General features: G+C 63.2%; 13 protein-coding genes. 6 read left to right on the top strand and 7 right to left on the bottom strand.

What is annotated here, in order from left to right:
• Positions 1-115: 115 nt before the first annotated feature.
• From SA496_RS25790 to SA496_RS25780, 3 genes are all read right to left on the bottom strand, one after another.
• Positions 116-1417 carry an MFS transporter gene (locus SA496_RS25790; RefSeq protein WP_120653857.1) on the bottom strand — a complete coding sequence of 434 codons (1302 nt, stop codon included), beginning with the start codon at positions 1415-1417 and terminating at the stop codon, positions 116-118.
• A 310-nt stretch (positions 1418-1727) separates the two neighbouring features.
• Positions 1728-3068, bottom strand: coding sequence for a sigma-54-dependent transcriptional regulator (locus SA496_RS25785; RefSeq protein WP_330114683.1), 1341 nt, complete (start codon positions 3066-3068; stop codon positions 1728-1730).
• A complete protein-coding gene (locus SA496_RS25780; protein WP_330114682.1) occupies positions 3065-4825 on the bottom strand; it encodes an ATP-binding protein in 1761 nt (586 codons plus the stop codon). The genes SA496_RS25785 and SA496_RS25780 overlap by 4 nt, the downstream gene beginning before the upstream one ends.
• A gap of 112 nt (positions 4826-4937) precedes the next feature.
• Between SA496_RS25780 and SA496_RS25775 the strand changes: the two genes are divergently transcribed.
• Positions 4938-5816 carry an alpha/beta fold hydrolase gene (locus SA496_RS25775; RefSeq protein ID WP_330114681.1) on the top strand — a complete coding sequence of 293 codons (879 nt, stop codon included), beginning with the start codon at positions 4938-4940 and terminating at the stop codon, positions 5814-5816.
• Positions 5813-6190: a DUF7079 family protein gene (locus SA496_RS25770; RefSeq protein WP_330114680.1), complete on the top strand. Its 378-nt coding sequence runs from the start codon at positions 5813-5815 to the stop codon at positions 6188-6190. Before SA496_RS25775 ends, SA496_RS25770 begins: the two co-directional genes overlap by 4 nt.
• A gap of 42 nt (positions 6191-6232) precedes the next feature.
• Here SA496_RS25770 and SA496_RS25765 read toward each other — a convergent pair whose 3' ends face one another.
• The gene (locus tag SA496_RS25765; protein WP_153919190.1) at positions 6233-6643 is read right to left on the bottom strand and encodes a DUF3301 domain-containing protein; all 411 of its coding nucleotides are present in this window, start codon (positions 6641-6643) and stop codon (positions 6233-6235) included.
• Positions 6644-6900: 257 nt separating this feature from the next.
• Here SA496_RS25765 and SA496_RS25760 point away from each other — a divergent pair, with 257 nt between their 5' ends.
• The 4 genes from SA496_RS25760 (at position 6901) to SA496_RS25745 (ending at position 11005) form a co-directional block, all read left to right on the top strand.
• Positions 6901-7284, top strand: a complete 384-nt coding sequence (locus SA496_RS25760; protein WP_280359835.1) for a DUF2946 domain-containing protein — start codon at positions 6901-6903, stop codon at positions 7282-7284.
• 90 nt (positions 7285-7374) lie between these two features.
• Positions 7375-8748: a PepSY-associated TM helix domain-containing protein gene (locus tag SA496_RS25755; RefSeq protein WP_330114679.1), complete on the top strand. Its 1374-nt coding sequence runs from the start codon at positions 7375-7377 to the stop codon at positions 8746-8748.
• Between the two features lie 100 nt (positions 8749-8848).
• Entirely contained in the window at positions 8849-9319 is a 471-nt protein-coding gene (locus tag SA496_RS25750; RefSeq protein WP_120653863.1) for a copper chaperone PCu(A)C, read from the top strand.
• A 285-nt stretch (positions 9320-9604) separates the two neighbouring features.
• Positions 9605-11005: a mannan-binding lectin gene (locus tag SA496_RS25745; protein WP_218584164.1), complete on the top strand. Its 1401-nt coding sequence runs from the start codon at positions 9605-9607 to the stop codon at positions 11003-11005.
• Between the two features lie 1248 nt (positions 11006-12253).
• On the opposite strand, the gene SA496_RS25740 is transcribed toward SA496_RS25745, so the two are convergent.
• The 3 genes from SA496_RS25740 to SA496_RS25730 all read right to left on the bottom strand — a co-directional run bounded on the left by SA496_RS25740 (position 12254) and on the right by SA496_RS25730 (position 15109).
• The gene (locus tag SA496_RS25740) at positions 12254-12736 is read right to left on the bottom strand and encodes an acyl-CoA thioesterase (protein WP_120653864.1); all 483 of its coding nucleotides are present in this window, start codon (positions 12734-12736) and stop codon (positions 12254-12256) included.
• A 106-nt stretch (positions 12737-12842) separates the two neighbouring features.
• Positions 12843-13637, bottom strand: a complete 795-nt coding sequence (locus tag SA496_RS25735) for a substrate-binding periplasmic protein (RefSeq protein WP_120653865.1) — start codon at positions 13635-13637, stop codon at positions 12843-12845.
• A gap of 104 nt (positions 13638-13741) precedes the next feature.
• The gene (locus tag SA496_RS25730; protein ID WP_330114678.1) at positions 13742-15109 is read right to left on the bottom strand and encodes a glutamine synthetase family protein; all 1368 of its coding nucleotides are present in this window, start codon (positions 15107-15109) and stop codon (positions 13742-13744) included.
• Positions 15110-15171 lie beyond the last annotated feature (62 nt).

Raw genomic sequence — 15171 nt, 5'->3', positions numbered from 1 at the left:
TGCGGTTCCCTTGGCGATTGAAATCGCCCCTACAAGGAACGCACCCGGATGCATTCCCCCAGAAACGAAAACGGGCCCCGCAGGGCCCGTCTGATGCTGTCGATCCTTTCCGGGATCAGTCCATACGCGAGTGGGTGCGGGTGTCCTTCATGAAAACGTACACCAGCAGCGAGCAGGCGATGCAGGCGGTGACGTACCAGTAGAAGCCGCTCTCCATGCCGATGCTCTTGAACCACAGGGCGATGTACTCGGCGGTTCCGCCGAAGATGGACACGGTCAGCGCATACGGGAGTCCCACGCCCAAGGCGCGGATTTCGGTGGGGAAGAGCTCGGCCTTCACCACGGCGTTGATCGAGGTGTAGCCGCTTACGATGATCAGCGCCGCCATGATCAGGAAGAACGCGCCCCACCAGGTCTCGATGGTGTGCAGGGTGCTGAGGATCGGGTAGGTGAACAGGGTGCCCATCACGCCGAAGGCGATCAGGATCGGGCGACGGCCGATCTTGTCGGAAAGCCCGCCGACAATTGGCTGCAGCAGCATGAACAGGAACAGAGTGGCGGCCGAGATCATGGTCGAGTCGTCCTTGCTCATGCCCACGGTGTTCACCAGGTACTTCTGCATGTAGGTGGTGTAGGTGTAGAAGGCCAGGGTGCCGCCCATGGTCAGGCCCACCACGGTCAGCACTTCCTTCGGGTGGCGCAACAGGGTGCGCAGCAGGCTTTCCTTCGGCTTGTCCTTCTTCTTGGTGAAGGACTCGGTCTCTTCCATGCCGCGACGCAGGAACATGGCCACCACCGCGCACAGGGCGCCGATGAAGAAGGGTACGCGCCAGCCCCAGCTTTCCAGCTGTTCGGTGGTCAGGGTCTGCTGGAGGATGATCAGCACCGCCAGGGCGATGAGCTGGCCGGAAATCAGGGTCACGTACTGGAAGCTGGAGAAGAAGCCGCGTTGCTCCTTGGTTGCCATTTCCGACAGGTAGGTGGCCGAGGTGCCGTATTCACCGCCCACCGAGAGGCCCTGCAGCAGGCGCGCGACCACCAGCAGGATCGGGGCGGCGACGCCGATGGTTTCGTAGCTCGGGGTCAGGGCGATGATCAGCGAACCGAAACACATCAGCAGCACCGAAGCCAGCAGGGCAGCCTTGCGGCCCTTGCGGTCGGCGTAGATACCCATCAGCCAGCCCCCGATGGGGCGCATCAGGAAGCCCACGGCGAAGATCGCTGCGGTGTTGAGCAATTGGGCGGTCATGTCGCCCTGGGGGAAGAAGGCTTTGGCGAAGTACAGCGAGAACGCGGCGTACACGTACCAGTCGTACCACTCGACCAGGTTGCCGACCGAGCCACTGAAAATCGATTTGATGCGTTGCGATGTCGTGCGGGGTTCTGCAGAGGCAGCCAGGGTGCTGGAGTTATCCATCATCTTTCCTCGACGCGTAGTTGTTGTTGTGGAGGTGCTGCTCTGTGGCGGCGCGCTTGGGCACTGGGCACTTAGCAGGAGCTGTGCCAGGGGAGGAAATGCCCGGAATAGAGGGGTTTCAACGTGATACTGCGGCGCTCATGCGCGGAATCCTGCCGATGCCTGAATGGCGATGAGCAAGATTCCGCCTATCTCGAAGCTCAGGCAGGCCACTGTTTGTGGGGGCGATTTCAATCGCCAAGCGGGCCGCAGGTTCGCCCTTCGATCTGTCAGACGGCCGCGGTGCTGCCCTTGGCGAATGAGTGCGCCCCTACAGATCCTCACCGCGGAGGAATTCACTGCGCGCCAGGCCGTGGCGGGCCATCTTTTCGTTGAGGGTGCGGCGTGGCAGCTGCAGCAGGGTCATCACGGCCTTGATGTCACCCTGGCTACGCGCCAGGGCCTGGCGCAGGCATTGTGCTTCGTAGGCTTCCATCAGCTCGGCAAGGGAAGGCTCGCCGTCCTTGCGCTCAGCCTGCCCTGTGGATAACCCCAGGACATGGCGTTCGGCGGCGTTGGACAGCTCGCGTACGTTGCCCGGCCAGTCGTGGGCCAGCAGCTGCGCGAGCTCCGCCGGGGTCAGGATGGGTTGCGGCCGTCCCAGGCGCTCGCTGGCCTGACGGGCGAAATGTTCAAAGAGCAGGGGAATGTCCTCGCGCCGCTCGCGTAGGGCCGGCAGCTGCAACTCAGCCACGTTGAGGCGGTACAACAGGTCCTCGCGGAAACGCCCGGCGCGAACTTCATCGCGAAGGTCTGGCTTGGTGGCGGCAACCACGCGGATATCCACAGCGATGCTCTGGTTCGAACCCAGACGCTCCAGGCGTTGCTCCTGCAGCACCCGCAATAGTTTCACCTGCTGCGCCAGGGGCATGCTCTCGATCTCGTCGAGAAACAGGGTGCCGCCATGGGCGTGTTCGATCTTGCCGACGCGCTTGCCCTGGGCGCCGGTGAACGCGCCGCTCTCGTGGCCGAACAGCTCGCTCTCGAACAGGTTCTCCGGGATGGCAGCGCAGTTCAGCGCCACGAAAGGCTTCCCGGCGCGTGGGCCGAAGTCATGCAGGCAGCGTGCGACCATTTCCTTGCCGGCACCGGTATCGCCCCGCAGCAGGATATTCACCGGGGTTGAGGCCAGATCCAGCACCTGGCGGCGCAACTGCGCCATGGCGCGGGAGACGCCGAGCAGGCGCCCGTCGAGTTCGTCCTTGAGCTCCGCCTGGACCCGCAGGCGACGGTTCTCCTGCACCAGCCGGCGTTTTTCCAGGGCACGGCGCAGGCTGTCCAGCAGGCGCTCGGCGGTGAAGGGCTTCTCGATGAAGTCATAGGCACCCAGGCGCATTGCCTCCACGGCCTGCGGTACGTCGCCATGGCCGGTGACCATCAGGAAGGGCAACTCGCGGTCCAGCGCCTGCACGGCCTGGAGCAAGGCCATGCCATCCATGCCGGGCATGCGCAGGTCGCTGATGACCACGCCGGGGAAATCCCCGTCGAGGTGTTTGAGGCAGTCCTCGGCGCTGGACTCCACCTGCACTTCGAATCCGGAGAGCTCCAGCCACTCGCGCACGGCGTCACGGATGGCCGATTCGTCGTCGACGAAGATCACCTGGGCTGTCATGGCACTTCCTCTCTGGCTTTATCCACAGGCAGGCGCAGGCTGAATAGCGCGCCCTCGGCCTGGTTGGCGGCGGTCAGCGTGCCGCCCAGTTCGTGGACGATGGCGTAGGAAACCGCCAGTCCGATGCCCAATCCGGCACCGGCCGGCTTGGTGGTGAAGAAGGGGTCGAACACCCTTGGCAGGTCTTCCTCGCGAATACCTCCACCGTTGTCGGCCACTTCGAGCAGCCAGTGACCGTCGTCCCGCCGAAGGGTTATCCACAGTTTTGGCTCGGGCTTTCCGGCCACGGCGTCGAGGGCGTTGCGCAACAGGTTGACCAGCACCTGTTCGAGGCGGATGGCATCACCCGAAACCCAGGCCGGCACGTTCAGCTCCTGGCTGATCTGAACGCGGGCATCGCGCAGGTTGGGGGTCAGCAATTGCAGGGACTTATCCACAACGCTACCCAGCTCGAGGCATTCGCGCAGGCCTCCGGGCGTCTTGCGTGCATAGGTCTTGAGGTGCCCGGTCAGGGCGGCCATTCGCTGTAGCAGTTCGTCATGACGCCCCAAGGCCTTGCGCGCTTGCTCCAGTTGGCCGTTATCGAGCATGAGACGCAGGCTCGCCAGGTGCATTTGCAGGGCGGTGAGCGGCTGGTTGATCTCGTGGGCAAGGGCTGTGGACATCTGTCCCAGGGCGGCGAGCTTGGCCGCCTGGATCAGCCCGTCCTGGGCCGTGCGCAGGGCCGCGGTGCGTTGTTCCACCAACTGCTCCAGCTCCTCGCGGCTGCGCTGGCGGATACGAGCCAGGCGCCAGCGCTGGTGCAGGAACAGGGCCAGGAAGAATACCGCCAGCCAGGCTCCACCGGCAGCAAGGCTGGCGGCGCGCGCACTGCTGGCGGCTTCCTGCGGAATGCGCAGCAAATGCAGGGTCCAGCCTTCGCTGGCCAGCGGCAGGCTTTCCCAGAGGTAGTCAGCGGGGCCGTTAGGCCCCTCGACCCGGGCCAGCCGGCTACCTTCGCCGAAATCGACCCGAGTGTTGTGGATAAGTGGCGCAAGGGGCTGCTTGTCGTACTGGCGGGTGGCGGTCATTTCAGCGCGGCCCTCGGCGGAGATGGGCTGCAGCTCGCGGTAGCGCCATCCTGCCTGGTTGGCGATGAACACCACGCCACGGGCGTCGCTGACCAGGATGATGTCCGAGCGTTGGCCCCATTCCTGCTCCAGTTCGGGAAACTCCAGCTTCACCACGATGGCGCCGATGAAGGCCTCCTCGATACCGCGCACGGCGCTGGCCAGGAAGTAGCCGGGAATCCCGCTGGTCACCCCTACTGCGTAGAAGCGGCCGCTGCCAAGACGCCGGGCTTCGGCGAAGTAGGGGCGGAAGCCGTAGTTGTGGCCGACAAAGCTGGTGGGCAGACGCCAGTTGCTGGCGGCCACGGCCAGGCCGTTGCGATCCAGCAGTTCAAGGGTCGTGGAACCGGCGGCGCGGTTCATCTGTTCCAGCTTGAGGTTGAGGCTGTGCTGGGCATCTTTATCCACAGGTCCGGCCAGTGTCGCGCGTAGCTCCGGGTCCAGCGCCAGCACGGCAGGCAGGGCGCGGAAGCGGTCGATCAGCGTACGCAGGCTGCCGGCGTAGAGCGTCAACTGCTCGCGGGCCTGCTCGCCTTCATCGCGCAAGGCCTGGCGTTCGGCCTGGCGGCCGGCCAGATGCATCGCCAGGAACAGACCGGCGAGTAGCAGCAGGATCAGCAGGGCGATGCGCAGTTGGCGGGAGATCAAGGTGTGGTGTCCCCAGGGCAGAGGCGGCGACGATAGCACGGCAGGCCCTGACTACTGCTCCTGGCGGGAGTCTGCGGATACACTTCGCGCAGACAACTTCAAGGCACGTTCGATGCAATTGCTCCCCTGGTCCCACTCCACTTCCGCCGGATTCACCCTGCGCGGCTGGCACACTCCGGCTTCCGGCAAACCGCTCCTGCACTTCCTCCACGGCAACGGTTTCTGTGGCCGCACCTACACGCCCCTGCTGCAAGCGTTGGCGGAAGATTTCGACCTCTGGCTCTGTGATATCCAGGGTCACGGTGACAGCGACCATGGCGGCCGATTCGTGGGCTGGAACCGCAACGCCGAGCTGGCGGTGGAGGCTTTCGAGGCTGGACGCCGGGAGTACGGCGATGTGACGCGGGTGGCGGTCGGGCACAGCTTCGGCGGAGTGCTGAGCAGCCTGATCCTGGCTCGTCACCCGGAACTGTTCAGCCGCGCAGTCCTGCTCGATCCGGTGATCTTCACGCCGGCGATGATCGGGGTGATGGCGTTCTCCGAAGTGCTCGGCCTGCACCGCCGCACCACCATGGCCAGCCGTGCGCGGGCGCGGCGCAATCACTGGGCCGATCGCCAGGCCGCGTGGAACGGCCTGCATGGGCGGGGGATCTTCAAGGGCTGGACCGAAGAGGCACTGAACGGCTATGTGGATCACGCTATCAAGGTTGTGGATAACGGCGTCGAGTTGAAGTGCCGCCCGAGTCGCGAGGCGGAAATCTTCAGCTCCTTCCCCAAGCGCCTGTGGCCGTCGCTGGGACGTATCGTCACGCCGACCCTGATTCTCCACGGCCAGCACAGTTACCCCTTCGTGGCCAAGTCGGTGGCGCGCCTGACCGCCCTCAATGGCCACGTTAGTGCACAGGTGGTGGAGGGTGGCCACTGCTTCATGCAGGAATTTCCCCAGGCCAGCGCCGAGCGCACGGCCGAGTTTCTGTTTCGCATGTCATGAGTGACCCGCGCCGGGAAGCGGTGTGGCTGGCGCTCTCCGAGCTCTGGCGCGATATCGAACTGGACGCCGCCAGCCTCGAAAACCTGGCGCAGGTATTGCGCGGCAGCGGTTATCCACAGGACGAGCTGGAGGCCATCTACCGCCTGGAAGTGGCTCCTGTGGTCTGGCTGAATACCTGGACCACTGCGGGTGTCTGGGATGGCTTTGATCCCGCATGGCTGTTCGAAGGTTGTCGGCGCAACCAGAGATTGAGGACGTCGCGCCGACATCGGTGGCGCTGCCGCCTTCTGCGACGGCCCATGACGCACGCCTGCGAACACCACTGGCAGGAGCTTATCCACAGAATGCACCGTCTGATTTCGGGCCGCCCATGAAAAACGGGCCCGAGGGCCCGTTTTCAGATTAATCACTGGCGGTCAGTCCACCCGGCGTTTTTCATCCGGCTTGGGATGATTGCGTCGCCATTCGTTCATGTGGATAACCTTGTCGTCCCGCTCGATCTCGAGGTCTGAGCGGAAAGGATGGGCCTCGACATCGATACGGCCCAGGTGATTGCCGAACATCTGGATGCTGCCGGTCAGACGTTGTTCGCCGGTGACGGTGAATTCGAAGTCGTAGATGCGGGCCAGACGGCGGTTGCCCTTGCCATCGCGCACCATTGCCAGGCGGCGGAAGGCAACGTTGCCATCCAGCAGCTCCAGATCGAGGCGCGCGCAATGCTGCTTGGCGAGCGCCAGCGCACGTTCGCGCACACCATGACCGCGCCACAGCCAGGCCGCGCCGGCGGCGAACAACATCAGCAGGAATACGTCAGCCAGGCTCAGCATGTTGGCTCCAGAAACATAGACCCAAGCTTAAACCATCCTCGGTGGTTTCAGAGGGCCACCTCGATACGGATTCTTCCCTGTTGCTTGCCGCGGGAGAGCGTCGCATCGGTGCCGCCAGAGTCAGCTCTACTGCTGCCGAACGGTGTGAATTCCGGAACATCCGGCCTGCGGCCATCTGTCCCAGCGACTAGGCTTCATCCCGAGCAGGCGCTTGGCTAGCATATGCGCCCCCCGTTCGACCGGCATGGAACCTACCTGTGACCTACGGCAGAGCACGACATCGCGGCGCCTGGCTTGGCCTTCTGGCCATGCTGCTGGTGCTCGTCGGTCCGCTGGTGTCCCAGGCGCGGGACATGGGGCAGGGTGGGGTACCGGCGTGGATGGATGAGTTGGCTTGTGCCACCGACCACGGCGCTCCCGGTCATGAACCGTCCATGCCCAGCCACGAGATGTCCTGGGCCAAGTGCGGTTATTGCACCCTGCTGTTAAATTCTCCCGCCCTGACGCAGGCCGGCCTGCACGGCCTGGACCTTGCCGGGCTCGCCAACCCGCAGCCGGCGCTGGCCACCTTGAGCGGCCACGGCGGCAGGGCGATCTTCCCTGGCGCACTGACTCGCGCTCCCCCCGTCGCGCTTTCCTGACCCACGCAAACCTTACCTTCTGCAGTGCATGGCCCGGCCCATACCGGCACCTGTGCGCGCAGGCTACTGGTTCATCAGGGAAGCACGACAATGTCGAAAAACGCTGTCTCCTTTTACAACCTGGCGTGGCGCTGGCATTTCTATGCCGGGCTGTTCGTCATCCCCTTCATGATCATGCTGGCGGTCACCGGCAGCATCTACCTGTTCAAACCGCAGCTGGACAACCTGCTCTACAGCGACCTGATGCAGGTTCGTCCCGCCGGCCCGGCGTTGACCGCCGACCAGCAGCTGGACAAGGTGCGGCAGGCTTATCCACAAGCCGCCGTCAGCCAGTACCTGCCGCCGCTGGATGCCGAGCACAGTGCGCAGTTCGTGGTCAGCCTCGACGGGCGCAAGACCAACCTCTTCCTCGACCCCTACAGCGGCCAGGTGCTGGGCACCCAGGACGCGCAGAACAACCTCCAGGCCATTGCCCGCTCACTACACGGCACCCTGCTGGTCGGCACAGTCGGTGATCGGTTGATCGAGCTGGCCGCTGGATGGGCGATCGTACTGGTGGTTTCCGGCCTCTACCTCTGGTGGCCGCGAGGGCAAGGCATGCGCGGCGTGTTCTGGCCAAGGCTGGCCATTCGCGGGCGACTTTTCTGGCGTGACCTGCATGCGGTGACCGGTTTCTGGGGATCGCTGTTGCTGCTGTTCATGCTGCTCACCGGAATGACCTGGACGGGCTTCTGGGGTGAGAAGTTCGCCGACGTCTGGAACACCTTCCCGGCGGCCATGTGGAACGAGGTGCCCAAATCCGACCAGCAGGCTCGTAGCCTGAACACCGCCGAAGACCAGACCGTGGCCTGGGCGCTGGAGAACACGCCGCTGCCGGCCTCCGATCCGCACGCCGCGCACAAGGGGCATGACATGGCGGCGATGACCATTGGTGGCGGCCAGGTGAGCTTGCAGCAGGTGGTCGACACCGCTAGCGACCGTGGCGTGGTACCGGGCTACAGCATCACCCTGCCGGCTGACGCCACTGGCGTTTTCAGCATCGCCGTGTTCGCCGATGACCCGCGCAACGACGCCACCCTGCACCTGGATCAGTACAGCGGCAAGGTGCTCGCCGATATCCGCTGGCAGGACTACGGCGTTGTCGCCAAGAGTGTCGAGATGGGCGTGGTGCTGCATGAAGGCAAGTTCTTCGGTCTCGCCAACCAACTGCTGATGTTCGGCGTCTGCTTGTTGATCCTGCTGAGCGCCGTGAGTGGTCTGGTGATGTGGTGGAAGCGCCGCCCGCAAGGTTCGCTTGGCGTACCGCCGCTGCGCCATGACCTGCCATTGTGGAAAACCGCGGTGGTGATCATGATCGGCCTCGGCATCGCGTTCCCGCTTGTGGGCCTGTCCCTCCTGGCGATCTGGGGGCTGGACTGGCTGGTGCTGTCGCGCATCGGCGGCAGCAAGGTGGTGGCCGGTTAGTCCGGCCAGCAGGCGCGGTGTTGTTGCCGCGTCCGCAATGGAGAGCAATCGGCGCCCGCCGGAGGTGGGCGCCAGTCAATCGAATGAACGGAGTTTCAACATGCGCAAGACCTTGCTGGCCCTGGGGGCCCTGCTGAGTTTCTCTGGCTCCCTGGCCGCCCATGAGTACAACCTTGGCTCGCTGCATATCGAACATCCATGGGCTCTGGCCGTGCCCGCGGTATCACCCAATGGCGCCGCCTACCTGGTTATCCACAACAAGGGCTCGGAGGCCGACAAGCTGCTCGGCGCCGATACCGCCCGTGCCGGCAAGACAGAGATTCACGAGCACCTGCACAAGGACGGCCTGATGAAGATGCAGCAGGTGCCGGACGGTCTCGATATCCCTGGCGGTGGCGAAGCGCGTCTCGAACAGGGCGGCTACCACTTGATGATGTTTGGCCTGAAGCAACCGCTGAATGATGGCGACAAGTTCCCCATGACCCTGCACTTCCAGAAGGCGGGCGACCTGGAAGTGGAAATCCACGTACAGAAGGAAGCACCGGCCGGTAACGCCGAGCACCAGCACTGATGCCTGCCCGCGGGGCCGTTCGGCCCCGCAACCTTTCCTGCCGGGTTATCCACAGATGCCGTTCGGCACCGTGGTTTGCCGGGCTGCGGTCACTCTTCTAGCCTGATTCCATCGCAAGGAGCACCCGCCGGCAGGACGCCAGCCCCCGCGCAAAGCGCGGCCTCGCATCAATCATCTGCCCTCCGCTGTTTCTTGGCGATGCACTGCATCGGGCCTGAGGCGCCGCGCATTTCGCCGCGCCTGGCTGGCCCGTGCCCTGATGAGCTGAACAAAAGGAGATGGATGATGAACACAGCAAGGACATTCCGTGTTGCCTGGTTGCTTTCGCTGGCGTTGCTCTGCGCAGGCCCGTTGCTGGTCGCCGGTTCGGCGCAGGCGGCGAGTCCCGCCTGCAGCGCCAGCCAGGACTGGATCACCAACCCTGCCCCACCCAGCGAGATACCTGAAGGCAGCAACGCAGATTTCTGCGACTTCTATCAGTTCGCCTGGCAATGGTTCTTCCAACTGGTGAGCCCGTCACAGAGCGATCCGAGCCTGCGCAACTTCCAGATAAACGCCAATTACCCGATCCTCCAGGCGACCGGCACCAATTCCTGTGATCCGGCCAATCAGTCCGAAGTGATGTTCGTGCGCCGCGACAAGCCCATCGCTGCCGGCACACCCTTCCAGATTCCGGAGCGCACCGGCCAGGCGGGTGGCGGCGACACCATCTTCGACCAGAACGGCAATGTGGTCTTCTACGAGATCCGCTTCAGCCAGAGCCTCTGCAACGTGGCGCAGATTCAGAGCGCGCCGAACTACCCAGCCGGTACCACCGAGATGAAAAGTGCCTGGCGGATCATCACCGATGCCGACAAACCGAATTACTTCTGGATAGAGGCAAACGTGGATGGGGTGCCCGGCAACGAGTTGCTGGGGCTGGTGGGGTTCCACATGGCGATCGCCACCGCGCTGCACCCGGAATTCATCTGGGCCACTTTCGAGCACCGCAGCAACGTGCCCGAATGCAGCAATCCGGGGACCGCTCCAGCGGGAGGATGGTCTTTCACCAGCCCGACCTGCGCTGTGGATAACCCTCCGTCTACCTGCAACATGAACCTGGCCGCGCCCAGCACCAGCCTTACCGGGACGCCCTCGGAAATCTGCCGGGTCTACCATGACGGGACCAACACCGCCGACCATGAAGCAGACACCAACATCGCCGATATCGACAGCCTGAACACGCAGATCCAGGGCTTCCTCTCGGCATTGGGCAGCGACAATCCCATGAGCGTCTGGCAGAACTACATGAATGTTGGTGCCCTCTGGGAAAACGACGTTACCCAGCCATCCTCCACGTTCTCCAACCAGCGCGGGTCCATGCGCCTGGCCAATTCTGTGATGGAAACAACCTTCCAGAACGTCGACCCGACGCAGCCCTTCATTTCCAACTGCTTCGGTTGCCACAACTTCAATGGCAGCGGAAACAGCAACACCATTCCCTGGGCCAGCTTGAGCCACATTTTCGACGACGTGATGCAGGGCCAATGTGCCACCCCGCAGGACGTTCAAGCCGGGCCCATCTGGAACAACAGCCAGGCCGCACAGACTTGCCCCAAGGTGTGCAACAGCAAGGGTGGCTGGAACGGCAATTGGAAGACAACCGAACCCGGCAACATGTCGGTCTGCGGCTGCTGCGGGGGATAAGTCCGCACCGGGGCGCGTGATCATTTACTGATCAGTTTCGTGCGAACCGCGTCAATCGTGGGATACAGCGGTGCCCGCACAGCTTATCCACAGACGGCTGCACAGATATTGTGTGTAGTCGTCTGTGTAAGTTATTGAAATTGCGCGAAAAAAACTCAATCGACGGCAAGCCGCTCTGCGCCTGGGTTACGGCCATCCATGGACACCTTATGCACAGGACCATCCACGTGAATTGGGTACAAGCGTGGAAAACCTCTCACGGGGTTGTGGGTTACTTGGTGGCGCCATGGCGCTGTCCAGCATTGGCGCTGCCATGAAGGCACAGGTGGTCATGGAATGATCAGATGGCTGGAGCGCACACCACTACTGGCCTGCAGCGATGCCTGTACAGCTTATACACAGATGCCTGCACAGATATTGTGCGCAATGCCAAGCACAAGTAATTGAAATAGAACGAAAAATGTACAGAGATGGGAAAGCCGCGGTGCACCGGCTTCCTGGAAGTCGAACTACAGTTTATCCACAGATGAGTCCACGGGTTTTGGGTAAAAGCGCTGGCTCCCTGTGAACAGATCTCCGGCCCTCGCCACTTTCATGAAGGTTTGCCCGTCAGCCAAGGTCTCTTGGCGTGGTTTCGCGAATGAATTGGCTCCTGCAGGAGAGGTGATGCAATGCTTTATGCACAGAGGAGTCTTTCCGGCTGCAGGTTGAACATAAAGTGATCATGTTGATGGAGGCCGCGTTGGCCGTGCCCTGCAGCATTGTCCGCACAAGCTATCCACAGATGGTTACACAGATATTGTGCGCAATGGTCGAGTTATCCCTATGAATTTGCTCGAAAAATGCCCAGGAAGTGGGAAGCTGCGTCAGTCTTGGGCTTCGTGCATCCATTGACATCTTATCCACAGAAGCGTCCACCGGATTTGGGGGAAAAAGGCTCTGCAATGGGCATCTCCGCAAAAGGGAGAAGGCATACGCAGGGTGTTTTTCCGCGGGGCGCTGAACCTGGTCGGAAACTGATCAATCCCCGGAAGTGCCCGGTTGGCGTGGGGTAGCAAAGTGTCCGAACAGCTTATCCACAGTCTGTTGCACAGTATCTGTGTGCAATGCACAGAGCAAGCGATTGAAAATGCTCAGAAAATAGCCTGATCGCGGTGAGGCGCGCGTGGTGTGGGGCCTGGAGGTTGGTCTACACCTTATCCACAGGCCCTTCCACTGATTTTGGGGAACAGAAGGAAAGGCGCGGCTTCAGATGCCTTCGCGCATTTCCCGGTAGCGCGCTTCGAGTTCCTGGCGAATCTGGCGGCGCTGCCTGGCCTGGGCGAAGCGGCGCTTCTCATCGGTGGTTTCCGGTTGCAGGGGGGGTACCTGCGCGGGACGTCGTTCGTCGTCCAGGGCCACCATGGTGAAGAAGCAGCTGTTTGTGTGGCGTACCGAGCGCTCGCGGATGTTCTCGGTGACCACCTTGATGCCTACTTCCATCGAGGTGTTGCCGGTGAAGTTCACCGAGGCGAGGAACGTGACCAGTTCGCCCACGTGGATAGGTTCGCGGAAGATCACCTGGTCCACCGAGAGGGTCACCACGTAACGACCGGCATAACGGCTGGCGCAGGCGTAGGCGACTTCATCGAGGTACTTGAGCAGGGTGCCGCCGTGGACGTTACCGGAGAAGTTGGCCATATCCGGGGTCATGAGGACGGTCATCGACAGTTGTGCGGTTCCGGGTTCCATGCTGGCCTCGTCAGTTTGGGGGCTGTCAGGGATAGACGCGGGCTGGCGCCGGGGCGCCACAGTCGGCGTCACGCATTTCCATGGACGCTTGTGGATAACCCTCGACTCAGGGGGCTTCGCTCGTCTGATGGCAGGCTGGGCGTTCCTCCACCAGGTCGCTGGGGCCGCAGGCCAGGCCGTGCTGACGGCGTAGCTGCGCCAGTTCCTCGCTTTGCTCCATCAGGAACCGGTCGAAGGCTTCGAGGATCTCCGGGTGCTTCAGGCTGCTGGCGTGGAAGGCCGTCCGCTCCAGCGGCAACTGCGGGTCCAGCAGCAAACGGTCACTGCCAAGGTTGGTACTGGTTTCCAGGTAGTGGTGCAGCACTTCCGGATTGGCGTAGATGGCGTCGATGCGCAAGCGCAGCAGCATGCGCACAAGGCCGCCGATGTCGCCGGCCTCCACCAGTTGAACCTGACCATTGCCCAAGCGCTCCTGCCAGGCCTCTGGGGTAAAGCCGCGCACGGTGCCGAGACGGCGTACCGAATCGACGCCCCGCCCGAGGTGCTCGCGCAGCACCAGGGTGCCATCGATTATCCGAATCACCGGGCGGCTGTAGTGCAGGCGTGCATCGCCCTTGAGTTGGCGCGACCACTTGGGGTTGTCGGGGAACACCAGCATCAGCCGGTCTGTGGTCTGCAGGTTGCGGTGCAGGCGATTGATCGGCAGGGGTTCCAGTTCGAGGGCAAGGCCCTGGCTTATGGCGAAGCGTTGGAGAAGGGCGATGGCGTAGCCCTCGGCGGGCTGGCCTGGTATTGCACGGTAATAGGGAAGGTAGTCCTGGCTTTCCAGGCCGATGCGCAACGGCTCTGCCTGGCAGACGCCGATAGCCAGGAACAGCAGCGTGAGGATCGCAGCCTTCATCGAGCGGGCCAGAAAAGGTGGAGATGTTGTGAGCCTAGCAGCCGTACGGGGAGAACGTCAGCGCCCGGCGAGATTGCCGGGCGCTGCGCGCAGTCCGGTCACAATCAGGCGTGGGTCAGGTACCAGCGCCAGTCCTGTTCGCCGACTTCGCTGACGAACTGGCGGAACTCTTCCCACTTGATGGCGAGGAAGATCTTCAGGAAGTCCTCGCCCAGTGCGTCCTTGGCCCAGGCCGATTGTTCCAGGTTGCGCAGGGCGGTGAGCCAGTCCGTCGGCAGGGTTTCGCGTGCCTGCTCATAGCCGTTGCCAAGGATGGGCTCGCCCGGGTCGATCTGTTCGCGAATGCCCTTGTGGATGCCGGCGAGGATTGCCGCGGCCGCCAGGTACGGGTTGGAGTCGGCGCCACAGATGCGGTGCTCGACGTGACGGCTCTTGGCGGGGCCGCCAGGTACGCGGAAAGACACGGTACGGTTGTTCACGCCCCAGCTTTTCGCCAGAGGCGCGTAGCTGTTGGCCTGGAAGCGGCGGTACGAGTTGGCGTTGGGACAGAAGATCGCCAGCGCGTCGTTAAGCGTGGCCATCATCCCGCCGATGGCGTGGCGCAGCAGCGGCGTACCGTGCGGGTCCTCGCTGGCCATCAGGTTGTTGCCCTGCTCATCGGCGAGGCTCACGTGCATGTGCAGACCGCTACCGGCAAGGTCGCCGAACGGCTTGGCCATGAAGCAGGCGACCAGCCCGTGCTTGTTGGCCACGCCTTTTACCAGGCGCTTGTAGCGAACGCCTTCATCGACCGCGCGCAGGGCGTCGAAACGGTGCTCGAGGGTCAGCTCCAGTTGGCCAGGGGCGTACTCTGAGATGGCGGTGCGAACCGGCAGGCCCTGGGCCTCGCAGGCCGCGTAGAGGTCGTCGAGGAAAGGCTGCAGTTGTTCCAGCTCATAAACGCCGTAGACCTGCGGCGCCTGCGGGCGCACGCCGTTCCCCTGCAGGGCTGGCTGTGGACGACCGTTGGCATCGCGCTGCTTGTCCAGCAAGTAGAACTCCAGCTCGACTGCCATCACCGGGTGATAGCCGTCGGCCTTGAGGCGTTCGATGGTGCGTGCCAGCACATGGCGCGGGTCGCCGGGGCTGGCCGGCAGGCCCTGGGTCGGGTGCATGCTTACCTGCACCTGGGCAGTGGGTGTGGCGCGCCAGGGCTGCATTGCCAGCGAACCGGGTATCGGGTAGGTCCAGCAGTCGGCGTCGGCGACTTCCCAGACCAGGCCGCTGGCCTCGACATCCTCGCCCTGGATGGTCAGCGAGAGAATGGAGCTGGGCAACGGGCGGCCGTTCTCGAAGATCGCCAGCAGTTCTTCACGGTGCAGCAGCTTGCCGCGCGGGATGCCGTTGGCGTCGAACAGCATCAGTTCGATGCTGCGTACTTCCGGATGTTGTTCAAGGAAGTCGCGGGCTTCCTGGGGATCGGCGAATTTCATGATCGTTCTCTTGGGTAGGGTGCGCCGTGCGCACCTTTCATTCGGGTTATCGGTGCGCGGGG

Source organism: Pseudomonas sp. JS3066 (genome assembly GCF_036328175.1).
Lineage (GTDB): Bacteria > Pseudomonadota > Gammaproteobacteria > Pseudomonadales > Pseudomonadaceae > Metapseudomonas.
This window is presented reverse-complemented; position numbering and strand designations above follow the sequence as displayed.